This is a genomic window from Shimia sp. SK013 (assembly GCF_001292625.1).
In the GTDB taxonomy this organism is placed as follows: Bacteria; Pseudomonadota; Alphaproteobacteria; order Rhodobacterales; family Rhodobacteraceae; genus Shimia.
Window position 1 is genome coordinate 271,110 of sequence record NZ_LAJH01000011.1, and the last position, 21,636, is coordinate 292,745.

Genomic DNA, 21,636 nt, shown 5'->3' on the forward strand with positions numbered 1-21,636 from the left:
TATTTTTGAAGCTGTTCGGAGATTTTAACGATAGAGAAGAAAGCGAGGCTGCGCTAGCGTTTATGGAACAGATTTAAGGAGCGTGACATGGCGGACTTGGCGATCATCTGGGACTGGCTGGGATTTGGCGTGCGCTGGCTGCATGTGATTACGGCAATCGCTTGGATTGGTTCCTCGTTTTATTTTATCGCGCTGGACCTTGGGTTGCGCCAGGCGCCGGACCTGCCCAAGGGCGCGCATGGCGAAGAATGGCAAGTGCATGGCGGCGGATTTTACCACGTGCGCAAGTATCTGGTGGCGCCAGCCGAAATGCCCGATCATCTGACATGGTTCAAATGGGAGAGCTATTCGACTTGGTTGTCGGGTGCGGCCCTTTTGATGGTTGTCTATTGGGCCGGGGGTGAGCTGTATCTGATTGATCAGGCCAAAGCCGATTTGGCGTTGTGGCAGGGCATCGCGATATCTGCAGCCTCCCTGACCGTGGGCTGGATTGTTTATGACGTGCTGTGCAAGTCGCGGTTGGGTGAGCATCCGACGGTGCTGATGTTGTTGCTTTTCGGGCTTCTTGTGGCGATGGGATACGGTTACAACCAGATATTCACAGGCCGCGCGATGATGCTTCATCTGGGTGCTTTCACCGCGACGATTATGACGGCCAACGTGTTTTTTATCATTATGCCAAACCAGCGGATCGTGGTGAAAGATTTGCAGGAAGGCCGAACGCCGGACGCCAAATACGGCAAGATCGCCAAACTGCGTTCTACCCACAACAACTATCTGACGCTTCCGGTTGTGTTCCTGATGTTGTCCAACCACTATCCCTTGGCTTTTGCGAGCCAATACAATTGGTTGATTGCCGCTCTGGTGTTTTTGATGGGCGTCACGATCCGTCATTTCTTTAACTCGATGCACGCTCGCAAAGGCAAGCCTTATTGGACTTGGGCGGTGACGGCGATCCTATTTATAGCAATCATGTGGTTGTCGACTGCGCCTTTGACGCAGAGTGATCTGGAAGACGAAGAGGCGCGTGCGTTGACGCCGACTGAGCAGGTTTATGCGGATGCGGCTGGGTTTGAAGATGTGACCGATATCGTGCTGGGACGCTGTTCGATGTGTCACGCGCGGGAACCGGGGTATGACGGTATTCATCGCGCGCCAAAGAACGTGCTGTTGGAAACTCCCTCCGAGGTGGCGGCCTATGCACAGCAGATCTATTTGCATGCCGGTGTAACGAACGCGATGCCTCCGGCCAACGTAAGCTGGATGGAACCGGAAGAGCGTCGCGCGATTGTGGCTTGGTATAGGGCGGCGCGCAGCTAGGGATGATGTCGTGAAGGAATTTTATGGCTAAGGCGGTTATTTTTGATTTGGACGGGACGCTTGTTGATAGCGCGCCCGAAATTCAGGATTCGGTAAATCGGGTATGGATGGCGCGAGGTTATGCGCCATTTGATTTACCAACAGTGATCTCATTTGTTGGGAAAGGATTGCCGAATTTAATTCGGTTGGCGATGGCCTCTCGGGGTGTTGATGACGCTGAGTACCAGAGCCTGCACGATGAAGTTCTGGCAATTTACAACGCTGCGGACGGCTCCTTAACGAGACCCTATCAAGGCGTAGCTGAAACGCTGATCAGCCTGCAAACACACGGCATTCGGCTAGGTATCTGCACCAACAAGCCAGAAAATGCAGCGCGGCATGTGTTGCAGCTGCTGGGGTGGGATCAGGTGTTCGATGTGGTTATTGGTGGCGACACACTGGCTTGGCGCAAGCCTGACCCGCGACCACTTGAAGCTGTTTGGAACGCTATGGGCCGCGGGTCAGCGCTGTATGTCGGCGACAGCGAAATCGATGCAGAGACTGCGGCAGCGGCTGGAGTGAAGTTCGCTTTGTTTACAGAGGGCTATCGGAAAAAACCTGTTGATGAATTACCGCACGACTATGTGTTTTCCAACTACGACGCCCTTGCGGCAATCGTTGATGATGCCCTGCGAGGGGCCTAAACTTACGGCTCGTCACGCAATCGTCGCTTGCCCCCATGCGGCAATTGTCTCTAGGCTGGGCATAACTGTGACTTAGCTGGGAGATTTTTCCATGAAATCCTTTTTTGCCAAAGGCTTGGCTGCTCTTTCGTTGATGGTTGCCGGAGCTGTGAGCGCGGCGGAGATCGAAGTTTCGCCTGCAAACCCGCAACCAAGCGGGCTGAAAAGTGGGTTGAAAGTGTCTTACTATACAGGTGAGCGCTCGGTTCGGACTGTGAGCAACGCCAAGCAGCGGTTGAGCAAGGCCAAGCCGGGCACGCCGCTTTCGGGGTTCAACTACCCTGACAAAGGACGCGGCGCCGAGGTGCTGACTTCGGGGCTTGCGGAATTGGTGGTCGCGGATATTTCCGGCTATATCAAGTTTCCGGCGGCTGGCACCTATGACCTTGAATTCTTTAGCAATGATGGCTCGGAAATCTGGATCGACGGCAAGCAGGTGGCGAAGCTGAACGGGATCTCGCCATGCGCCAGCGCGGGACGGCCAAAGATCAAAGTGCCTAGCGCGGGCTGGTATGATTTCAAAGCGGTCTATTTCCAGAAAGAAGGTACAGCCTGTCTGGAATCAGAGTGGAAAGCCCCTGGCGGCAAGCGTCAGCTGATCCCGAATTCGGCATTTGGCTATAAGTGACGTTCACCTAGATTGGTGCACAGAAGGGGGCTTTGGCCCCCTTTTTCGTGCGACAATGTCAGATAAGTATTGCGACGGTATTGCGTCCGTATCGCGTAGGTGGCGTTTTGAAAGCCCAGAAAGCAGGCGAAAACGGGATTTTGCGCAACGGGTTTTGCGCTGACGGCTGGTTCGAGAGGGCCGTCGCTTGTGTGACCAGCGGAAAACCGTTAGGCACGCGACAAGCGAACACTCCTTACAGACGCAGGTATCCGATATGAGACGCGCGGCGCTGGCCATGCTGGCTAAGAATATTTCTCCCCCAAACTTGTCGATTATGCAGGACGAAGGTCTGACGGTGGGACGGGTAAAAACCGAAGTGCTTTCCGGTTTGACCGTGGCCTTGGCGTTGGTGCCAGAAGCGGTGGCTTTTGCCTTTGTGGCTGGGGTGAATCCGTTGGTGGGTCTTTATGCCGCCTTTATGGTTGGTTTGATCACCGCGATTTTCGGTGGGCGTCCGGGAATGATTTCCGGCGCGACCGGTGCGCTGGCGGTGGTTATGGTGGCATTGGTTGCCCAACATGGCGTGGAATACCTGTTTGCCACTGTGGTTCTGATGGGCATTTTGCAAGTCATCGCGGGTGTGATGCATTGGGGGAAATTCATCCGCCTTGTGCCGCATCCAGTGATGTTGGGCTTTGTGAACGGTCTCGCGATCGTGATTTTCCTGGCGCAAATGAGCCAATTCAAAGTGCCCGGCAGTATGGTCAGTGACGGCCATGGCATGAGTGGTGGCGAATGGTTGGAAATGTCACAAATGATGGTCATGCTGGGGCTTGTGGGGCTGACGATGGGGGTCATTTATTTGATGCCCAAAGTGACCAAAGCCTTTCCGGCGCCTTTGGCGGGGATCGCGATTACAGCGCTTGTTGTAATCGTGTTTGGCTTGGATGTGCCGCGGGTGGGCGATATGGCGTCGATCGAAGGTGGGCTGCCGATGTTCCACATTCCGGCGGTGCCGCTGACGTATGAAACGTTCCGCATTATCTTGCCCTATGCGGTGATTTTGGCCGCGATTGGCCTGATTGAAAGCCTGCTGACGTTGAACCTTGTGGGGGAAATGACCGGCAAGCGTGGTGGCGCCAGCCAAGAATGTATTGCGCAGGGCGCGTCTAATGTGGCGACTGGTTTCTTTGGCGGCATGGGTGGCTGTGCGATGATCGGTCAGTCGATGATCAATGTGAAATCCGGCGGACGTACGCGGATCGCAGGCATCGCGGCGGCGCTGTTTTTGCTGGCGTTTATCCTTTGGGCCAGCAGCCTGATTGAGCAGATTCCACTGGCGGCGCTTGTGGGCGTGATGTTCATGGTGGTAATCGGCACATTTGCGTGGAACAGCTTTAAGATCATGCGCAAGGTTCCGGCAATGGACGCCTTTGTGATCGTGCTGGTGACAGTGGTGACTGTGCTTGAAGATCTCGCGGTGGCCGTTGTCGTTGGCGTGATCGTCAGCGCGCTGGCCTATGCATGGCAAAACGCGCGGCGCATTCACGCGATCACCCGTGAAAGCGAAAGCGATCCGGGTGCGAAAGTCTATGAGATCGAAGGACCATTGTTCTTTGGTTCGGCCGATGGCTTTGGTGAGTTGTTTGAGATCGAGAGCGATCCGGCACATGTGATTGTGGATTTTGCCCGATCCCGCGTGGTGGATCAGTCAGCGTTGCAAGCGATTGAGGCTGTGGCTGGCAAGTACGAAGCCGCTGGCAAGCAGTTGGTCCTGCGCCATTTGAGCCGGGATTGCCACGAGTTGCTGAGTCGGGCCGGAAACCTGATTGTCGACAGTGATGATGATCCTGAATACGAGGTTGCGGTGGATTATTCCGTCCGCACCGGGGTGTTTGGCGGCGGTCACTAAGCGCCGCAAAATGGGATTGAGAAAGGGCTGGCCGAGGGGCTGGCCCTTTTTGTTTGGCGATGCCCGCCATTTTGTGTGAGGTCCGGTCTCTCAGAAGCAGACATAAGGCAGGACGCAGCGTATTCGCGGTTTGAGCCCCTTGTGCTTAATGCTGCGGAATACACCAGTGGCCGCATTTTTCACTGAGTTTGTGTTCTTCAATCACCTTATCATGAGTTTGATGAAATCTGGACAATCTCATCGGGAAAGGTTGCCCTTAACTCATCTCGCACTTTGGTTAGGATGTCCCCCAGAAGATTTTGCCCAGGCCAGTGCGCTTCGGGTGTTAAATTGGCGACGGAAGCTTCGAGCCCGATACCCCAAATGGTATCCACCGGACTGGCTTCCACTAGTTTCCGTTCTCCGGTCTGGAACAGTTTTCGCCGAAGCCCTTTGTTCTGCCGAAACTTCTCTAGGTTAATTCGGTAGACAATCTCATATTTGCTATCATTCCATACCACTTCGCTAAATTTCCCCACGCGCCGCCCCAACGCTTTTTGCCGCCCGGGATCGGTGGCTTCTAATATCAGTGCCGCCGTTTCCTCATCGTCGAATAAGATTGCCTTCGAATACATCATGGCTTGTTCAGCCGTTACAAAGCTGACGCCGCCCAGCTCAAATTCGGAACGCTGCCACTGACTAAAGGGGCCAGACCAATAAAAATGAAATTTACCATCGGTTGAATTCATGCCGCATCGTTTATCAGTTCTGTGGGCAAACCTCTTGCTTGTTTAAAATGCAGGATTTTTTACTGCAGTCATCCGCGCAGCCGCAGCGAATTTACGCTTTGTCCGCATAGCCGACAATCAATGTGGCCAGAACAATCAAATGTTTCCCTATTGCCAAAGCGTTGCTTTTGCAGCGCCCGAACCGCCCCCGTCAAACCACAGGTTTGCCTTGGGCACAACGCGGGCGCTTCGTTTCCACCCCTCGGTTCGGACGCGGTGGGCGACGCTTATGGTGAATCGGCAGCTTCGTCCGCCAATCAGACCCAATCCAAACCGAAGCGAATGGCCGGTTTCGTGTTGCCCACACCATTTGTGGACGTGCCTTTTCTTTTCCGGCCGAAGGGTCGGGCTGTTTCTGCCTGCCCCAGCAAGCGCATCAGCGACGATCCATGATGCGCCAAGGACGACGAATTAAGCGCGCCTGCAGGACAATCGGATGTCTCTAAAGCACCTCCCCAAGCACCCGCAACCCTTGCGCTTTGAGCGAGATAAGCGCATCACTTTCCTGAAAATTGGGACCGCGCTTCATGACCTTCTTTGCAATTCTGATCGGGCTCTTGCCCTCCTTCCTGTTGGTGGGTCTTGGCGGGTTGCTGCGCAATCGCCTGAGCGCGAATGCGTGGCAGGGTTTGGACAAGCTGAACTTTGAAATCCTGTTTCCGGCGCTTTTGTTTGTGGCTGCGAGTCAGCGTGAAATCGAGGTGGGTGCGATCATCACCATTGCGCCCATTGTTTGGGGGCTGTTGGCGGTCGGACTGGGTGTCGGGTATCTGGCGCGCAAACACGGGCCAGAGCGGTTTCTGGATTTCGCGGGCGCGTGGCAAACATCCTGGCGGTTCAACACAGCACTGGCGTTTATCGCCATTGCCACAACGGACAAAGCAGACGCTGGCGTAATGGCGGTGTGCATCGGGATGGCAGTGCCGATGGCCAATGTGTTTGCGGTGGCGGGCTTGTCACGTGGCGGCAGTCTGGGCCTTTGGGGCACGGTCAAGAAGGTGGCGCTCAATCCGTTTTTGTTGGCGTCTTTGAGTGGCGTGATCGTGGGCGTGAGCGGGATCAAAATTCCGGCACCGGTTCTGGCGCCTTTGGAAATGCTGGCAGCAGCGGCGATCCCGATTGCCTTGATTTCGGTCGGGGCGACGATGAACTGGGGCGCTTTGGCGCGGCTCAACCGATTTAGCGGACATATCTGTGCCACCAAGCTGGTGGTGATGCCAGCGGCCGCTTTGGCGGTGTCAATGGCGCTGGGGCTCGGCCCCGCATTGGCGGTGGTTCTGGTGATCTGGGCAGCCTTGCCGACGGCGAGCGCGGCGCATGTGCTGGCGGCGGGGTTTGGCGCGGATCGTGAATTGGCGGCGACATTGGTCGCGCAGACGACGTTGTTAGGCGCCGTGAGCTTGCCGATTTGGATTACTGTGGCAACGGTGGTGTTTTAGAAGGTGCGATGTGCGCCGCGCCCTCCGGTGGGGAGAGCGGGCAGAGGCATCGGATCACTCGTCAGGGCGGGCCAGCGTGAAGGTGTTGTCGACCACAGAGTAGTCGCGATAACCAAGGCGCGCCAACGGGCGGAACGTGGTGACGTCAAATTTACCGTCGACCATGCAATCGTTGCGCATGTGGATGCCGGTGACTTCGCCCATGATGATAAAGTTGTTTTCACCAAGCTGTTCAACGATCTGCGTCATGCGGCATTCCATGCTGGCAGGTGCCCTAACAAGGCGTGGACAAGCGATGGTGTCGCATTGCGCGGCCTCAAGGCCGGCGCGGTCAAATTCGTCCACATCTTTGTCGAAAATGGCGGTGGAGACGTTCATCGCGTCGCGCATCGTTTCCTCGACCACGTTGATACAGAACACGCCGGTTTCGCGGATATTGGCGAGGCTGTCTTTGCCTTCGGTTTGGTCGGCTTTGGTGCCGGTCGAGGCAAACATCACTTGCGGCGGGGTGTAGGCGGTGCCGTTGAAAAACGAATAAGGCGCGAGGTTGCGCACGCCGTTTGCGTCTTGGGTCGACACCCAAGCTATTGGGCGCGGGGTGATCAGCGCGTTGAACGGGTTGTGTGGCAGATCATGGCCGTCGGCGGGTTTATAAAACATCGCGAATTTCCTATTGGTTTGCGCCCAGACGTACCGTCATGCTAGGGCCGAGGAAATAGCAAAAAGACCACAAAGAGCCGCGAAGGGGCGCAGTAACGTGTTCACGGTTGCACAGGAAACAGCGGACGACTGGTGGGAGGTCGAAGCGCTTTACGACCTCTGCTTTGCGCCGGGCCGCGAAGCGCTGAGTTCTTATCGGCTGCGCGATGGCGTGGATCCGGTGGCAGAGCTGTCGCTTATGGCGCGCGATGGCGACGGTACTCTGGCGGCGGCGATCCGGTATTGGCCCGTGGCCATCGGGACCGCAAAGGCGTTGCTGTTGGGGCCGATTGCCGTGCATCCAATCCACCAAGGCGAAGGGCTGGGACACATGTTGATTGATGACAGCCTTGCGCGGGCTGTCGATAGAGGTTGGGCGCGGGTGATGTTGGTTGGCGATGCGCTGTATTATCAGAAATTCGGGTTTGAGAAGCTGGATGCAGTGATAATGCCGCCGCCGACAAACCCCGAACGCGTTTTGGGGCGGGAACTGGTTGAGGGCGCTTGGGACGGTGTTGTCGGGGCGGCGGAGAGTGTATGCGGCGCGGTTTAAGTAGCCATTCTATCTTCTAGCTTTGACTTCTTAGGGATAATAGCGCCTCTTCTACGCAAGCCTTGGCGCCCTGTTCGAACAACCAATCAGGTGTGTCGACTTCAGACCAACGGTAATCGATGAGAGCTACAACAATAGAGTGGCTTTTTAAGCCGCGTGTTTGGACCGCTGCCGATACGCCTTTTTTATTTGGTTAAGCTGGTCCTGAGGGAGTCGGCCGTCTGTCGACCAGTTCTCAAATCTATCCGACACCGCAGGATCGTCTACACCAACGAGCATCTTTAACTCGATGAATTCACCTGCGCCCTGCCTAGTTTGCTTTTTGTGACTGTAGGTGTGCTCGACTAACATGTGAACCTTATAGACGTGAACCCGAGCTATGTCAGCACTGTGCGAAAGGCGCGAAATTGCTAGACGTATTTGAGTTAGCTGCGCAATTGCAAGCCACTAAAGGAGCATTCTATGCGGTTGTTGCCCGAAAAGGTTGAAGCTGCGAGTTTCGCAATTACTTCTAGTCCATGACACAAATCGAGATTTTGCCGGATGTTTCGGCGCGAGAGATTGACGTAAGTTCTAAATTGGATGCGCTGGCGGCGCAATACAAAGGCGCGAGCGGCCTTGGCATTAAGGTTTTGGGCCTGTTGGGCTTGCCCGTGTCGGGGCTGATATCCTCTTTGCCTAAAGAGGTGCAAAATGGCCTGGGCTCCGGCACTGGCATGGCGTTGACACAAGCCGTGAAACTGGCGGATGGCTCGCGTGGAGTGCTCAAGGACCAGCCCGACTGGGTCAATGCGTCTCTGACGGCGGCTTTGGGAGCCGCAGGTGGATTTGGCGGCGTCACGTCTGCTTTGGCTGAGCTGCCCGTGACCATCACGGTTCTGTTGCGCGCCATTCAGGCGGTGTCGGTGCAGCATGGGTTTGATCCAAGTCAGGAGAGCGTCCGGTTTGACTGTTTACAGGTGTTGGCCGCAAACGGGCCTTTCACCGCAGACAAGGGCGCGGATCTGTCGATGTTGGAGCAGCGTGCGGGTCTGGCCATGGGCGGTGCCGGATGGATCAAGGCGGTGATCGTGCCGCGTTTGGCGCCGGTCTTGGGACAGAAACTGGCGGCGCAAGCGGTGCCGGTGATCGGGGCCGCGATGGGCGCGGCGACAAATTATGCCTACACCAGTTATTATCAGGACATTGCCCATGTGCATTTTGGTCTGCGCAAGTTGGCAATCGACGCGGATGTGCCATCAGACGAGCTTGTGGCGGGCATGTTGAAACGATTGGAAGGCAGCAAAAGCGACGCCTAGGCGGTTCCGTTAGCTCTGGCTGCGTAAGTAGGCCATGACCTCGGGTCGCACGGACTGCTCGCCGTTGGTGCGCGCCTGATCGATCACTGCTTTGAGTTCAGCCAGGTTCACCCGTCGCAGCAGGCTTTTGACAGGACCAATCGAGGCCGGACGCATCGACAGATTGCGCAGGCCGATTGCTGCCAAACAGACAGCTTCGATTGGACGACCGGCGTCTTCGCCACAAAAACTTAGCGGAGTGTCCGTATCGACGCAGCGGTTCACGATGCCTTCGAGGAAGGTCAGAAAACTGACGTTCAGGGTGTCATAGCGACGCCGCACGCGTTCGTTTTCGCGGTCAGCGGCAAAGAAAAACTGTTTCAAATCGTTGCCGCCAATCGAGAGAAAGTCGACCTCTTCGTAGAATTTCTTGGGTGCAAATCCCAGCGACGGTGTTTCCAGCATCGCGCCGACTTCGAGGCTGGCGGGCAGGGGGTGACCGAGAATGGTTTCGCGCGCAAGCGCCTTGTCCATTTCAGCCCGCGCTGCGCGATATTCGTCAAACTGAGCGATAAAAGGGAACATCACCGTCAAAGGCCGTCCATTTGCGGCGCGTAAAAGCGCCTGAAGCTGCATCCGCATCACGCCGGGTTTGTCTAGCGCTACGCGCACGGCGCGCCAGCCAAGGGCCGGGTTGGGTTCATCTTGCGGCGCCATATAAGGCAGGACCTTGTCGGAGCCGATGTCGAGCGTGCGAAACACCACGCGTTTGCCATCGGCCGCATCCATCACTCGCGAGTAGAGCTGCGCCAATTCGGTGCGGCGCGGCATTTGGTTGCGCACAAGGAACTGAAGCTCGGTACGGAACAGGCCGACGCCTTCTGCGCCCGAGTTCGCCAGACTTGGCAAATCGGCCATGAGACCGGCGTTCATCGTTAGATGCACGGTTTCGCCATCCAGCGTCGTTGCCGGCTTGTCGCGGATCGAGGCGTAGCGTTCTTGCGCTTTGGCCTCCATCGCGATTTTGTCTCGGAACGCCGTCACGACGGTGTCGTCGGGGCGCAGGTGGACAATGCCCTGATCGCCATCGATCATCACATGGTCGCCATTGAGGGCCTCGGTGGTGACGCGGTCCGCGTGGATCACCAGTGGGATCGCTAGCGCACGCGCAACGATGGCGGCGTGGCTGCCGACGGAGCCTTCTTCAAGCACAATACCGCGCAGGTTGCGGCCATATTCCAGCAGTTCACCGGGACCGATGTTGCGCGCCACCAACACAGGATCGGCCGGCATATCGGCGCCGGTTTCGGCGCCTTGGCCCGTTAGGATACGCAGCAGGCGGTTGGACAAGTCGTCCAGATCGTGCAGCCGCTCGCGCAGGTAGGCGTCGGTGACTTGCTCCATACGGGTGCGGGCGGCATTTTGTTCTTTTTCAACGGCGGCTTCTGCGGACAGGCCCTGGGCGATGTCCTGCTCCATCCGGCGCATCCAGCCTTTGGAGTTGGCAAACATGCGGTAGGCTTCGAGCACCTGAAGCTGTTCTTTGTCGCCGTTGCCCGCGCCATCCAGCATCTTGTCGACGCCGACGCGCAGGGTGTCGACGGCCTCGGACAAGCGTTTGAGCTCAACTTCGGGATCGTCGGCCACAGGGTTGGTGACAACAACACGCGGCTCGTGCAGCCAGATGTGGCCTTCGGCCGCGCCTTCTTGGGCACAGCCGCCGCGAAACATCACCGATTGCTGGTGTCGCGCCGACATAGCGGCGCCTTCGCCGACAAAAGCACCCAGTTCCGTCATTTCGGCCAAAACCATCGCCACAACCTCGAGGGCGTAGACCTCGTCCGGCGAGAAGGTGCGCTTTTCTTTGGATTGTACAACGAGAACGCCAAGGTTGTCGCCCAGCCGTTGAACCGGAACACCGCAGAAGCTGGAGAAGATTTCTTCGCCGGTTTCCGGCATAAAACGGAAGCCGCGCGCAGACGGTGCGTCGTCGGTGTTCACAACTTTGGACGCTTTGGCGACGCGGCCAACTAGACCTTCGCCGATGCGCAGGCGTGTTTGGTGCACAGCCGCCGCGTTCAGACCTTCTGTGGCGCAAAGTTCGAGCGTTTCATCATCGCGAAACAAGTAGATCGAGCAGACCTCGGTGCCCATAGAGGTGGCGATCAAGTGGGTGATCTTGTCCAGACGCTCTTGTCCGGCGCTGTCTTCTGCCAGCGCGTCGCGCAACCGCTGAAGCAGTTTGCGGCTTTCGGTTTGCGTGTCTTGGGCCATAACAGTTTTCGGGTCCTTGCTGCCGCTCGAATAGAACACACGCAGAGGGAAAGAAAAACGGAAAATGCCGGGCTGTGGTGGGAAAGGCGTGTCTTTTGTCCAAGCGTGCCGGTTTCGCTCAAAAAAGGCCCAAAGGAGTCGGCATGAAAAAGCCCCTGCCGGTTCAGTGCGGGGGCTGGTATCATCTTGATTTCGGAAGTGGTTTGCGCGGTCAGACTTTTTCCAACTCGAACGCGTCGTGCAGAGCTTGCACAGCCAGTTCCATATATTTGCGGTCGATCAGTACCGAGATCTTGATCTCGGAGGTGGTGATCACCTTGATGTTGACGCCTTCATCTGAGAGCACTTTGAACATCTTGGCAGCAACGCCGGATTGGGAGCGCATGCCGATGCCGACAACCGATACTTTGGCGACACCGTCGTCTGTCACCAGTTCGGCGTAGTTCAACCCACCGTCGGTTTTGAGCTGTTCGAGCGCTTGTTTGGCGCGCGCCACCTGATCGGTCGGCAGGGAGCAGGTCATGTCGGTGCGACCATCCTCGGAAATGTTTTGCACGATCATGTCGACGTTCACGCCGGCGTCGGACAGGCAGCCAAAGATGATAGAGGCGATGCCGGGGCGGTCGGCCACCGACAAGAGCGTCATTTTGGCTTCGTCACGCGAATAGGCCACGCCGGCCACTACATTGGATTCCATGATTTCCTCCTCATCGCAGACCAGCGTGCCGGCCTCGTCGGATTGTTCTTCAAATGAGCTGAGCACGCGCAGTTTGACCTTGTAGCGCATAGCGAGTTCAACCGAGCGGGTTTGCAGGACTTTGGCACCGAGGCTGGCAAGTTCCAGCATTTCCTCAAACGAAATTTTGTCGAGCTTGCGGGCCTTGGGCGAGATGCGCGGATCGGTGGTGTAAACGCCGTCCACGTCGGTATAGATGTCGCAGCGTTCCGCGCCAAAGGCGGCAGCAAAGGCCACGGCGGTTGTATCTGAGCCGCCCCGGCCCAGCGTGGTGATGCGGCCCTCAGGGCTGAGACCTTGGAAACCGGCCACAACAGCCACGCGCATACCTTCGCCGAATTTGGCGTTCAGGTTGTCGGTGGGGATTTCTTCGATCCGGGCTTGCGAATGGGCGGATGTCGTCAGAAGTGGCACCTGCCAGCCTTGCCAGCTGCGCGCGGGCACGTCCATTTCCTGCAACGTCAACGCCATCAAACCAGCGGTGACATTTTCGCCGGAGCTGACGATCGCATCATATTCACGGGCATCATAAAGCGGGGAGGTGTCATCCACGAGGCCGACAAGCTTGTTGGTTTCACCGGACATCGCCGAAACGATGACGATTACGTCATAGCCTTTGGCGACCTCTACGCCGACGCGTTTTGCGGCGCGGCGGATGCGGTCGAGGTTGGCGACGGATGTGCCGCCGAATTTCATCACGAGAACGGGCATGGTCTGTCCCTTGGTCTTTTGTTCCGAGGCGGTTTAAGCGCTTGGGTGCTGCGACGCAAGCGGGGATACGTCGCAGGGGCACGCAGGATGCGCAAAAGGCCAAGGGCAGGGGCGGAGCCCTTGAGGCTCAAGCCAAAGGCTTGAGCCATGCCCAACCCGGAGGGGCGGGAGCACGTCTTTAAAGAATGTCCAGCACCGCTTCGGGCGGCCGGCCGATGGCGGCGGCGCTCGAGGATATCACAATCGGGCGTTCTATCAGGATCGGGTTGGCGGCCATGGCCGCCAGCAGCGTCGCCTCGTCTGCGGTCTTGCTGAGGCCCAGTTCGCGAAACCTAGCTTCCTTGGGGCGCATCATGTCGACGGCTTTAACGCCCAACAGGGATTGCACCTTTTCGATGTCTTCCAGCGACGGTGCGTCATCAAGATAGCGGCGCACTGTGATGTCACCTTTGCCTTCGATCAGCGCCAGAGTTTGGCGCGATTTTGAGCAGCGCGGGTTGTGCCAGATGGTGATCACAGCCAGTCCCCGCGTTTTGTGCCCACGGCGTCGGTCACATTGGCAAAGCCGTCGCGTTCCAGAAGCGTGTCCAGGCCGCGTATAATGTCTTCGCCAAGGCTGAATCCGCCAAAAACCAAGGCCGTATAAACCTGCACGGCCGAAGCGCCGGCGCAGATCTTGGCGTAAGCGGTTTCGGCAGAGCTGACGCCGCCGACGCCAATCAACGGCATCTTGCCGTCGGTCAACTGGCTCAGACGTCCGAGCACGCGGGTGGATTTTTCAAACAGCGGTTTTCCGGACAGACCACCGGCTTCGCTTTTTTGTGGGTCTTTCAATCCGTCACGCGACAGGGTGGTATTGGTGGCGATCACCGCATCAACGCCACTTTCTACGGCGACTTCTGCGATTTCGGCCAGTTCCTGATCTGTCAGATCAGGGGCGATTTTCAAAAACACCGGAATTTTGCGGGTAAGTTCGTCGCGGGTCTGCGTCACGCCCGCAAGAAGCGCCGACAGCGCAGCCTTGCCTTGAAGGTCGCGGAGCTTTTCGGTGTTGGGACTGGAAACGTTGACGGTGGCGAAATCCAGATGGGCACCGCAGTGGGCGAGCACTTTGGCAAAATCGGCGGCGCGGTCGTCGCTGTCTTTGTTGGCGCCAAGATTGAGGCCGAACACGCCTTGTTCGGGTCGGTTTGCGAGGCGGTTGGCAATGGCCTCCATACCGTCGTTGTTAAACCCAAAGCGGTTGATCGCGGCCTGGTCTTCCATCAGGCGGAAAAGGCGCGGTTTGGGATTGCCGGGTTGGGCGCGCGGCGTTGCTGCGCCGACTTCGAGGAACCCAAAGCCGGAAACCGACAGCCCTTTGAGGGCGGTGGCGTTCTTGTCAAACCCGGCGGCGATGCCAATCGGGTTTGGCAGGTCCAGACCGGCGACATTGGTGCGCAGGCGGGACGAGGTGATCTCTCCGGGGGCGTTGGCCACGCCCATTTGCAGCGCTTTGATTGCAAGCGTGTGCGAGACTTCGGGGTCGACCGAGCGCAGGGCGCGCATGCCGAGCTGTTCCATAGTTCGCATGAGTGTCATGAGAAAAGTCCTGCGGGGAATTGATGGGCGCCGTTTTCAAGCGGCAAAGGCTGGGCCCAGTGCACGTCTGACAGCTGCAACTCCCTATAAAGATGGGGGAATTTTGCGCCACCGCGAGAGACTTCCCATTTCAGCGCATCGCCCAGCGCCTCGGTTTCGACGGCCAGAAGGAACAGGTTTTCCTCCCCCGCGAAGTGTTTGGCGGCGGTTTCGGCGGCTTGTTCAGCCGTGGAAAAATGCACGTAGCCGTCGGCCACATCGATCGGCGCGCCAGCGGTTTGTCCGTCAGCACGCAGGGCCGCCCATTCGTCGGCACGGAAGATCTTAAAAATAAGCATGATGCCCAAATGCCTTGCACTTCCCCTGCCGTCAAGTCGTGTCGGCAGCGTTATGCCTTTGACATCGCAGGGGGTTAGGCTGCACGATATTGACTGAATGATAAAAACGAAGGGGGGATTCCCAATGATTTCCAGATTGATGACCGGTGCTGCTGCTCTGGCAGTGACCGCGGGCATGGCGGCGGCGGATTACACGCTGACGATTTTGCACACAAATGACTTTCACGCGCGCTTTGAGCCGATTTCGAAATACGACTCGGGTTGTTCGGCGGACAGCAATGCCGAGGGCAAGTGTTTCGGTGGCTCGGCCCGTTTGGTGAGCGCGTTGGCGGATGCACGTGCGCGGTCCAACAACTCCATTCTCGTGGATGGCGGTGACCAGTTCCAAGGCACGCTGTTTTACACCTACTATAAAGGCAAGCTTGCCGCCGAGATGATGAACAAAATGGGTTACGACGCCATGACCGTGGGCAACCACGAGTTTGATGACGGCCCAGAAGTTCTGCGCGGGTTTATGGATGCGGTTAATTTTCCGGTGCTGATGTCCAATGCCGACGTGAGCGGCGAGGCCATGTTGGCGGACACTTTGGCCAAGTCGACCGTGATTGAGCGTGGCGGCGAAAAGCTGGGCCTGATTGGTCTGACGCCACAGGACACCGACGAGTTGGCAAGCCCTGGCCCCAACATCACCTTTAGCGATCCTGTTGGTGCGGTGCAGGGCGAAGTCGATAAGCTGACTGAGATGGGTGTGAACAAAATCATTGTTCTGAGCCACTCGGGTTATGGTGTCGATCAACGCGTTGCAGCCAATACCACTGGTGTTGACGTGATCGTAGGTGGTCACTCCAACACGTATCTGTCCAACACCTCTGATCGTGCTGAAGGTCCATATCCGACAATGGTTGGCAGGACGGCGATTGTTTCAGCTTATGCCTATGGCAAATTTCTGGGTGAGTTGAATGTCACATTCAATGATGCCGGTGAAATCGTGGAAACCGTTGGCGAGCCGATCATCATGGACGGGTCTGTGTCTGAGGACGAAGCCACAGTGGCCCGTATCGCTGAGGCAGCGGCGCCGCTTGAGGAAATCCGCAGCAAGGTTGTGGCTGAAACGGCTGAGGCGATTGACGGCGAGCGCGGCTCTTGTCGGGCGGCGGAATGCACCATGGGCAATATCATTGCCGATGCGATGCTGGATCGTGTGAAAGATCAAGGCGTTCAAATTGCCATTCAGAACGGTGGCGGCATTCGCGCGTCTATTGACGCCGGTGAGGTGACCATGGGCGAAGTCCTGACGGTACTGCCCTTCCAGAACACGCTGTCCACCTTCCAGGTGACAGGCGAGACCATCGTGTCCGCGCTGGAAAATGGCGTGAGCCAGTATGAGGACGGCGCTGGTCGTTTCCCTCAGGTGGCAGGCATGACTTTTGCGTTTGACGTGAGCCGTCCGGTTGGCAGCCGCATCAGCGATGTGATGGTTGGTGGTGCTGCGATCGAGTTGGGCACGCTGTATGGCGTTGTGTCCAACAATTACGTTCGCAACGGTGGCGATGGCTACAAGATGTTCCGCGACGCGCAGAACGCTTATGACTACGGTCCCGATCTTGCCGATGTCACCGCCGAGTTCATGGCGGCCAATGGTCCGGTGACGCCGTATCTGGATGGGCGTATCACCAAAAAGTAAGGTGATCAGCTTGACGTTTTTGACCCCCGCCGGGAAACTGGCGGGGTTTTTTCTTCGAGGGGCTGATGGACCATCCGTTGTTTGAATTGATTGAGCAAAAAATTCGCGAAGCAGAGGAGGCTGGCGAATTTGATGGCCTGGATGGCGCAGGCAAGCCGTTGCCGCGCTGCGATGATCCTGCAAACGCAGTGTTTGGCCGGTTGGTCAAAGAAAGTGGCGCGGTGCCCGAGTTTGTGGCGCTATCGCGCGAGTTGGCCAAATTGCGCGAGGAATTGCACGAGACAGGCGACCGCACGAAGCGGGCCGAGATCCTGAAAGTGATGTCGATGATGGACGCGCGGATTGATTTGGCAAAGAAGGCTGGTCGGTAGTGGTCAGAGATCGAGTTCCGGCCAGAGGTCGGGATCGAGGTTGGCGATGAAGTCTTTGAGTTCTTGAGCGCGCGCATCACCCAGATTGATCGAGCTTTGATAAACCGCTTGGCGTGCCTGATGAACTGAGGCGGTGGTTATTGCACGCTGAACGTCCTGCGGACGGGTCATGGCTTCTTCCCAGTCAAAGCCAATATACTGCGCCAAAGTTTTCGTTGCGGCCTCTAAATCGGTCACAGTGCCCTCGTAAGGCAAGGTTAGAATCCGGTCACCAAATTTTTGGCCCCACAATTGTGTGTATTTGCGGAAAAAGTTGAACTCCTCGGCCATTGAAGCTTGATCGAAAGTGTAGGTCATATGCTCTGATGGAAATGCGTTTCGCCAGCTAGACCATGCAGTGTCAACTGGATTTCGGTCCGCCATAATGATCTTGGCATTCGGAAATGCGGCGAAAATTGCCCTTACAAAACGGTAGTTCGCCGGCAGTTTGTCCACAAAGAACGGCGTCTTGCTCCAGGTGCTGGGTAAGCGACTGAGATATTCCTTTTTGATCGTTTCCCCTGAGGGATAGGAAGCGTTTTCATACACGGATTTAACGGCCTGGCGCATGGCGCTTTGCTCGCCAAAAGGCACGACACTGGAGTGCGCAGACAGAATCTGTTCAACTAGAGTGGTGCCGGAACGTGGCAGGCCTATCACAAAGACCGGCGTGACAATGCTCTCGCTGGATGAGGTTTCCGGACCATCAAAAGGCGCGGATGTCAGCAGGTCGAACTCAGATTGCAGATTGTTAATGAACGGTTGTCTTGCCTCAAACTCAATTTCATTTGCGCGGGCGTAGGACTGAGCTGCTGCTTCGTCGTCGGCGTGCGCGCGTTTGAACACTTCCGCTTTTGCAAAGTGTAATAGTGCAGCTTCGCTGGAGCGTTTTTTGTGGCGTTGTAATGCCTTGTCTATTCGTGGTTCGAGCTCCAGCAATGCCTCGGAGGTTAAAGTGTGTGCCAGGCTCTTCAAGGATTCGGCATGCGCGGGCACTTTTTGAAGGAGTCTTTCATATCTTTCCAGAGCGAGGTCGGTTTGGCCATTCTGCGCCGCATCATTTGCAGCCAACAACAGAGTTTCCCCATCTTCAGGCGCGATTTCGAGGACAGCGTTCAGAACGCGGGTAGAAGCTTCGGTCTGCGCAGCGCGCATGTAGTGGCGCACGGCTTCATGATACGGAACCAGCCCAAGCGCGCCGGTTTCGGCAGCTTTTTCAAAAAACTTGGCGCTTTCTTCGTTCAAGCCATTCAGGGAGCAGGCATTCGCACTGAGCATTAAGCTTTCCGGATGGTCCGGATTAATTGCTTCAACCCGTTTTGCGGCGACGCTGACTGCGGCTGCGTCCTCTCGGGCTATCGCGATGTGCCCTATCATTAATTGAGTTTTTAGCTCGTTTCGGGGCGTAAGTGGCGTTTTCTCCAAGACCAGGAGGGCATCTTCGAGGCGATCGGATCTGATCAAAGCCATCGCCAACAACGTATGGGCCTCGTTGTCGTCCGGTCCGGATTTACGCGATCGATCCAAAAAGATCGCGGCCTGTTTTGGTTTTCCCAAGTTGAGAAGAGATTGGCCGGCGATACCATTTAGACGCCAATCGGTTTGAGCTTTTTTCAAGCCGATTTGTGCCGATTTTAACGCGGCTGCCCATTTGCCCGCTTGGAGTTGCTTTTGGGCTTTTTCCAATGGAGACAAACCGCGTATCCTTTTTCTGTGCCGGCGCCAATTTGCGCGAGTGAGCGACAATTCGGCAATTGGATATTGCTATCCTCTGGAGGTTGAGAAAAATCATATGTGCGGACGTTTTGCAATCACACTTCCCCCGGATGCCATGGCGCAGCTGTTTGCGGCGGTTCCGGCCAACAATTTGCCATCTGTGCCCAACTACAACGTTTGTCCGACCACACAGGTCCATGTGGTGTTGGGGGCGGCGGAAGCGGAGCGTCGGTTGGTGTCGATGCGCTGGGGCTTTCTACCGAAATGGTACAAATCCCCCGCGGATGGCCCGCTGTTGATCAATGCGCGTGCAGAAACACTTGCGGAGAAACCGGCGTTTCGTGCTGCCTGTCGGGAGCGGCGGTGTCTGATTCCGGTGAGCGGTTTCTATGAGTGGATAAAGGACAGCGAGGGCACTCGGTGGCCGTGGTATATTCACGGCGCCGAGACGTTGGCATTGGCGGGTGTTTGGCAAGAATGGGGGGCGCCGGACGAGCGGCAGGCGACCTGTGCCGTTGTCACCACGGGCGCAAATGAAACCATATCCAAAGTGCATCACCGGATGCCGGTTGTCATTGACGAGGCCGATTGGGGGCTGTGGCTAGGCGAAGAGGGACATGGAGCGGCGACATTGATGAAGGCGGCGGCAGAAGACCTTTTGTCGTTTCATCAGGTAGACCGCGCGGTGAATTCAAACCGGGCGGCGGGCGCGCAATTGATCGATCCGATTGACGGTTGATCTGTTGGAAAGTCGAAAAGTCGGATCCACGATTTTCAAGAAATGCGCAACAATCCTTCAGGGGCAAGCAGGCGGCTTACGGCTTGGCGCGGATGACTGTGACTGAGATGATGGCTTACGTTTTTTAGGAGAGTTCTCATGGCCCGTTCGAGCTATTTTGCGCCGCAAGGTGGATTGCCGCCACAGACCCAGCTTTTGACGGACCGGGCAATGTTTACCGAGAGTTTCGCGGTGATCCCCAAAGGCACGATGACGGACATTGTGACCTCCAACCTGCCGTTTTGGACCAGCACCCGCGTATGGGTGATTGCCCGTCCGATGAGCGGGTTCTCAGAGACGTTTTCACACTACATCGCCGAAGTCGCGCCGGGTGGTGGCAGCGACAAACCCGAGTTGGACGAGAAGGCACAGAGCGTGCTGTTTGTCGTTGAAGGCGGAGCGGTGGTTTGGATTGGCGAGACGCGTCACGAGTTGGCTGAAGGGGGCTATGCCTATGTGCCGGCCGGGCAAGACTGGCGGCTGGCCAATGAAAGCGCGGCACCGGTGAAATTTCACTGGATCCGCAAGGTCTATGATGCCGTTGAGGGCATCCAAGCGCCGGACGCCTTTGTGACCTCGGATCATGAAGTGGACCCGACGCCGATGCCCGATACTGAGGGGCGTTGGGCGACGACGCGTTTTGTCGAGCCGGATGATATGCGCCATGACATGCACGTCAATATTGTGACGTTTGAGCCCGGTGGCGTGATCCCATTTCTGGAAACCCATGTGATGGAACATGGGCTTTATGTGCTTGAAGGCAAAGCGGTTTACCGCCTCAATCAGGACTGGGTCGAGGTTGAGGCCGGTGACTATATGTGGCTGCGCGCGTTCTGTCCGCAGGCGTGTTACGCGGGCGGTCCGGCAAAGTTCCGCTATCTGCTTTACAAGGACGTGAACCGCCACATGAAACTGCGCTAAGGTGCCCGAAATCAAAAGCGGGACCGGAAATGCAGGATCATGAAACGCTAGAAGTGGGCTACGACATTCCGGCCAAGATAGGCATGGCGGAGAGCGAGATTTTGACGCCCGCTTTGGTGCTTGATCTGGACGCGCTGGAGCGCAATGTCGCAAAGATGGGGGGCTATGCGCAAGCGCATGGGATGCGTCATCGGGTACACGGTAAGATGCATAAATCGGTGGATGTGGCCAAGCTGCAAATGCGGCTGGGTGGTGCTGTAGGTGTGTGTTGTCAGAAAGTGAGTGAGGCTGAGGCCTTTGTGCGTGGCGGCATTGCCGACGTTTTGATCAGCAACGAGGTGCGCGACCCGCGTATGATCGACAGGCTGGCGCGTTTGCCTGAAATGGGCGCGAGCGTGAGCGTTTGTGTGGACGATGTAACCAATGTGGCAGAGCTGTCGCAGGCCGTCGCGACGCTGGGCACGCAGCTGGATGTTTTGGTGGAGATTGACTGTGGCGCTGGCCGCTGCGGCGTGGCGCGTCCGGCCGAAGCAGTGGCGATTGCGCAGTCTGTGTCTAATGCAGACGGGCTGCGGTATGCGGGACTGCAGGCATATCAGGGGGCGATGCAGCATGTGACGACATATGAGGATCGTCGAACCGCCGCGGAGGCAGCGCATGCGATTGTGCGCGCAAACGTAGCGGCGTTGACTGAGGCTGGCCTGTCTCCGGAGCTTGTCACCGGCGGGGGCACAGGGTCGTTTGAATTTGAAAGTGCGTCGCAGCTTTATACGGAACTTCAATGTGGCTCTTATGCGTTTATGGACGCGGATTACGGCCGGGTTCTGGACGCGCGAGGCGCGCGTCTGGATCACGGGCAATGGGAGAACGCTCTCTTTGTGCTGAGCGCGGTGATGAGCACAGCGCGATCGGGTAAAGCCGTGGTCGACGCCGGCCTCAAAGCGATGTCCATGGAAAGTGGCCTGCCTTTGGTCTTTGAACGTGAGGCGTTGGCCTACGTCGAGGCCTCCGACGAGCACGGTACGATTGCTGATCCTGAAGATCGACTGGTTATCAACGAGCGGCTACGGCTTGTGCCGGGCCATTGTGATCCGACCTGCAACCTGCATGACTGGTATGTTGGTGTGCGTGGCGGCGTTGTTGAATGCTTGTGGCCCATCAGTGCGCGCGGCAAGGTTTTTTGACTTC

At 57.1% G+C, this 21,636-nt stretch carries 20 protein-coding genes; 12 read left to right on the forward strand and 8 right to left on the reverse strand.

Annotated features, from left to right (window positions below):
* Positions 1 to 87: 87 nt before the first annotated feature.
* The 4 genes from SHIM_RS09575 (at position 88) to SHIM_RS09590 (ending at position 4,564) form a co-directional block, all read left to right on the forward strand.
* Entirely contained in the window at positions 88 to 1,320 is a 1,233-nt protein-coding gene (locus SHIM_RS09575) for a urate hydroxylase PuuD (protein WP_054002426.1), read from the forward strand.
* Between the two features lie 23 nt (positions 1,321 to 1,343).
* Positions 1,344 to 2,003: a phosphoglycolate phosphatase gene (gene gph / locus SHIM_RS09580; protein WP_054002427.1), complete on the forward strand. Its 660-nt coding sequence runs from the start codon at positions 1,344 to 1,346 to the stop codon at positions 2,001 to 2,003.
* 91 nt (positions 2,004 to 2,094) lie between these two features.
* Positions 2,095 to 2,670, forward strand: a complete 576-nt coding sequence (locus SHIM_RS09585) for a PA14 domain-containing protein (protein ID WP_054002428.1) — start codon at positions 2,095 to 2,097, stop codon at positions 2,668 to 2,670.
* A gap of 256 nt (positions 2,671 to 2,926) precedes the next feature.
* On the forward strand, positions 2,927 to 4,564 hold the full coding sequence (locus tag SHIM_RS09590; RefSeq protein WP_054002429.1) for a SulP family inorganic anion transporter: 1,638 nt from the start codon (positions 2,927 to 2,929) through the stop codon (positions 4,562 to 4,564).
* Positions 4,565 to 4,773: 209 nt separating this feature from the next.
* On the opposite strand, the gene SHIM_RS09595 is transcribed toward SHIM_RS09590, so the two are convergent.
* Complete coding sequence (locus SHIM_RS09595; RefSeq protein WP_054002430.1) at positions 4,774 to 5,292, reverse strand: NADAR family protein; 519 nt, start codon at positions 5,290 to 5,292, stop codon at positions 4,774 to 4,776.
* Positions 5,293 to 5,858: 566 nt separating this feature from the next.
* Between SHIM_RS09595 and SHIM_RS09605 the strand changes: the two genes are divergently transcribed.
* Complete coding sequence (locus SHIM_RS09605) at positions 5,859 to 6,770, forward strand: AEC family transporter (protein ID WP_054002432.1); 912 nt, start codon at positions 5,859 to 5,861, stop codon at positions 6,768 to 6,770.
* A 54-nt stretch (positions 6,771 to 6,824) separates the two neighbouring features.
* On the opposite strand, the gene SHIM_RS09610 is transcribed toward SHIM_RS09605, so the two are convergent.
* A complete protein-coding gene (locus SHIM_RS09610; protein ID WP_054002433.1) occupies positions 6,825 to 7,430 on the reverse strand; it encodes a flavin reductase family protein in 606 nt (201 codons plus the stop codon).
* 97 nt (positions 7,431 to 7,527) lie between these two features.
* Between SHIM_RS09610 and SHIM_RS09615 the strand changes: the two genes are divergently transcribed.
* Positions 7,528 to 8,022: a GNAT family N-acetyltransferase gene (locus SHIM_RS09615; RefSeq protein WP_054002434.1), complete on the forward strand. Its 495-nt coding sequence runs from the start codon at positions 7,528 to 7,530 to the stop codon at positions 8,020 to 8,022.
* A gap of 518 nt (positions 8,023 to 8,540) precedes the next feature.
* Positions 8,541 to 9,320 (forward strand): EcsC family protein, encoded by a 780-nt coding sequence (locus SHIM_RS09625; protein WP_054002436.1) that lies wholly within the window; start codon positions 8,541 to 8,543, stop codon positions 9,318 to 9,320.
* A gap of 9 nt (positions 9,321 to 9,329) precedes the next feature.
* Here SHIM_RS09625 and ptsP read toward each other — a convergent pair whose 3' ends face one another.
* The 5 genes from ptsP to SHIM_RS09650 form a co-directional block, all read right to left on the reverse strand.
* Positions 9,330 to 11,573 carry a phosphoenolpyruvate--protein phosphotransferase gene (ptsP, locus tag SHIM_RS09630; protein WP_054002471.1) on the reverse strand — a complete coding sequence of 748 codons (2,244 nt, stop codon included), beginning with the start codon at positions 11,571 to 11,573 and terminating at the stop codon, positions 9,330 to 9,332.
* A gap of 211 nt (positions 11,574 to 11,784) precedes the next feature.
* Positions 11,785 to 13,020 (reverse strand): aspartate kinase, encoded by a 1,236-nt coding sequence (locus SHIM_RS09635; RefSeq protein ID WP_054002437.1) that lies wholly within the window; start codon positions 13,018 to 13,020, stop codon positions 11,785 to 11,787.
* A gap of 178 nt (positions 13,021 to 13,198) precedes the next feature.
* Entirely contained in the window at positions 13,199 to 13,537 is a 339-nt protein-coding gene (arsC, locus tag SHIM_RS09640) for an arsenate reductase (glutaredoxin) (RefSeq protein WP_054002438.1), read from the reverse strand.
* Positions 13,534 to 14,592, reverse strand: a complete 1,059-nt coding sequence (locus SHIM_RS09645) for a quinone-dependent dihydroorotate dehydrogenase (RefSeq protein ID WP_054002472.1) — start codon at positions 14,590 to 14,592, stop codon at positions 13,534 to 13,536. The genes arsC and SHIM_RS09645 overlap by 4 nt, the downstream gene beginning before the upstream one ends.
* Positions 14,593 to 14,597: 5 nt before the next feature.
* Positions 14,598 to 14,939: a DUF952 domain-containing protein gene (locus SHIM_RS09650; protein ID WP_054002439.1), complete on the reverse strand. Its 342-nt coding sequence runs from the start codon at positions 14,937 to 14,939 to the stop codon at positions 14,598 to 14,600.
* Positions 14,940 to 15,063: 124 nt separating this feature from the next.
* Between SHIM_RS09650 and SHIM_RS09655 the strand changes: the two genes are divergently transcribed.
* Both SHIM_RS09655 and SHIM_RS09660 read left to right on the forward strand, forming a co-directional pair.
* On the forward strand, positions 15,064 to 16,623 hold the full coding sequence (locus SHIM_RS09655; protein ID WP_193749900.1) for a bifunctional metallophosphatase/5'-nucleotidase: 1,560 nt from the start codon (positions 15,064 to 15,066) through the stop codon (positions 16,621 to 16,623).
* 65 nt (positions 16,624 to 16,688) lie between these two features.
* Positions 16,689 to 16,994 carry a DnaJ family domain-containing protein gene (locus SHIM_RS09660; RefSeq protein WP_054002440.1) on the forward strand — a complete coding sequence of 102 codons (306 nt, stop codon included), beginning with the start codon at positions 16,689 to 16,691 and terminating at the stop codon, positions 16,992 to 16,994.
* A gap of 3 nt (positions 16,995 to 16,997) precedes the next feature.
* On the opposite strand, the gene SHIM_RS09665 is transcribed toward SHIM_RS09660, so the two are convergent.
* Positions 16,998 to 18,728 carry a tetratricopeptide repeat-containing sulfotransferase family protein gene (locus SHIM_RS09665; RefSeq protein ID WP_152926506.1) on the reverse strand — a complete coding sequence of 577 codons (1,731 nt, stop codon included), beginning with the start codon at positions 18,726 to 18,728 and terminating at the stop codon, positions 16,998 to 17,000.
* Between the two features lie 97 nt (positions 18,729 to 18,825).
* Here SHIM_RS09665 and SHIM_RS09670 point away from each other — a divergent pair, with 97 nt between their 5' ends.
* The 3 genes from SHIM_RS09670 (at position 18,826) to SHIM_RS09680 (ending at position 21,632) form a co-directional block, all read left to right on the forward strand.
* Positions 18,826 to 19,488 (forward strand): SOS response-associated peptidase, encoded by a 663-nt coding sequence (locus SHIM_RS09670; RefSeq protein ID WP_054002474.1) that lies wholly within the window; start codon positions 18,826 to 18,828, stop codon positions 19,486 to 19,488.
* 138 nt (positions 19,489 to 19,626) lie between these two features.
* Positions 19,627 to 20,448 (forward strand): bifunctional allantoicase/(S)-ureidoglycine aminohydrolase, encoded by an 822-nt coding sequence (locus SHIM_RS09675; RefSeq protein ID WP_054002442.1) that lies wholly within the window; start codon positions 19,627 to 19,629, stop codon positions 20,446 to 20,448.
* A gap of 29 nt (positions 20,449 to 20,477) precedes the next feature.
* Positions 20,478 to 21,632, forward strand: a complete 1,155-nt coding sequence (locus SHIM_RS09680; RefSeq protein ID WP_054002443.1) for a DSD1 family PLP-dependent enzyme — start codon at positions 20,478 to 20,480, stop codon at positions 21,630 to 21,632.
* Positions 21,633 to 21,636 lie beyond the last annotated feature (4 nt).

What these genes read in the sequence shown, in the direction of transcription:
- SHIM_RS09595 (WP_054002430.1), bottom strand. Translation starts at nt 5,292, where the DNA reads ATGAATTCAACCGATGGTAAATTTCATTTTTATTGGTCTGGCCCCTTT.
- SHIM_RS09585 (WP_054002428.1), top strand. Translation starts at nt 2,095, where the DNA reads ATGAAATCCTTTTTTGCCAAAGGCTTGGCTGCTCTTTCGTTGATGGTT.
- SHIM_RS09680 (WP_054002443.1), top strand. Translation starts at nt 20,478, where the DNA reads ATGCAGGATCATGAAACGCTAGAAGTGGGCTACGACATTCCGGCCAAG.
- SHIM_RS09625 (WP_054002436.1), top strand. Translation starts at nt 8,541, where the DNA reads ATGACACAAATCGAGATTTTGCCGGATGTTTCGGCGCGAGAGATTGAC.
- SHIM_RS09660 (WP_054002440.1), top strand. Translation starts at nt 16,689, where the DNA reads ATGGACCATCCGTTGTTTGAATTGATTGAGCAAAAAATTCGCGAAGCA.
- SHIM_RS09675 (WP_054002442.1), top strand. Translation starts at nt 19,627, where the DNA reads ATGGCCCGTTCGAGCTATTTTGCGCCGCAAGGTGGATTGCCGCCACAG.
- SHIM_RS09670 (WP_054002474.1), top strand. Translation starts at nt 18,826, where the DNA reads ATGTGCGGACGTTTTGCAATCACACTTCCCCCGGATGCCATGGCGCAG.
- SHIM_RS09605 (WP_054002432.1), top strand. Translation starts at nt 5,859, where the DNA reads ATGACCTTCTTTGCAATTCTGATCGGGCTCTTGCCCTCCTTCCTGTTG.
- SHIM_RS09645 (WP_054002472.1), bottom strand. Translation starts at nt 14,592, where the DNA reads ATGCGAACTATGGAACAGCTCGGCATGCGCGCCCTGCGCTCGGTCGAC.
- SHIM_RS09650 (WP_054002439.1), bottom strand. Translation starts at nt 14,939, where the DNA reads ATGCTTATTTTTAAGATCTTCCGTGCCGACGAATGGGCGGCCCTGCGT.
- SHIM_RS09590 (WP_054002429.1), top strand. Translation starts at nt 2,927, where the DNA reads ATGAGACGCGCGGCGCTGGCCATGCTGGCTAAGAATATTTCTCCCCCA.
- gph (WP_054002427.1), top strand. Translation starts at nt 1,344, where the DNA reads ATGGCTAAGGCGGTTATTTTTGATTTGGACGGGACGCTTGTTGATAGC.
- SHIM_RS09635 (WP_054002437.1), bottom strand. Translation starts at nt 13,020, where the DNA reads ATGCCCGTTCTCGTGATGAAATTCGGCGGCACATCCGTCGCCAACCTC.
- SHIM_RS09655 (WP_193749900.1), top strand. Translation starts at nt 15,064, where the DNA reads ATGATTTCCAGATTGATGACCGGTGCTGCTGCTCTGGCAGTGACCGCG.
- ptsP (WP_054002471.1), bottom strand. Translation starts at nt 11,573, where the DNA reads ATGGCCCAAGACACGCAAACCGAAAGCCGCAAACTGCTTCAGCGGTTG.
- SHIM_RS09610 (WP_054002433.1), bottom strand. Translation starts at nt 7,430, where the DNA reads ATGTTTTATAAACCCGCCGACGGCCATGATCTGCCACACAACCCGTTC.
- SHIM_RS09575 (WP_054002426.1), top strand. Translation starts at nt 88, where the DNA reads ATGGCGGACTTGGCGATCATCTGGGACTGGCTGGGATTTGGCGTGCGC.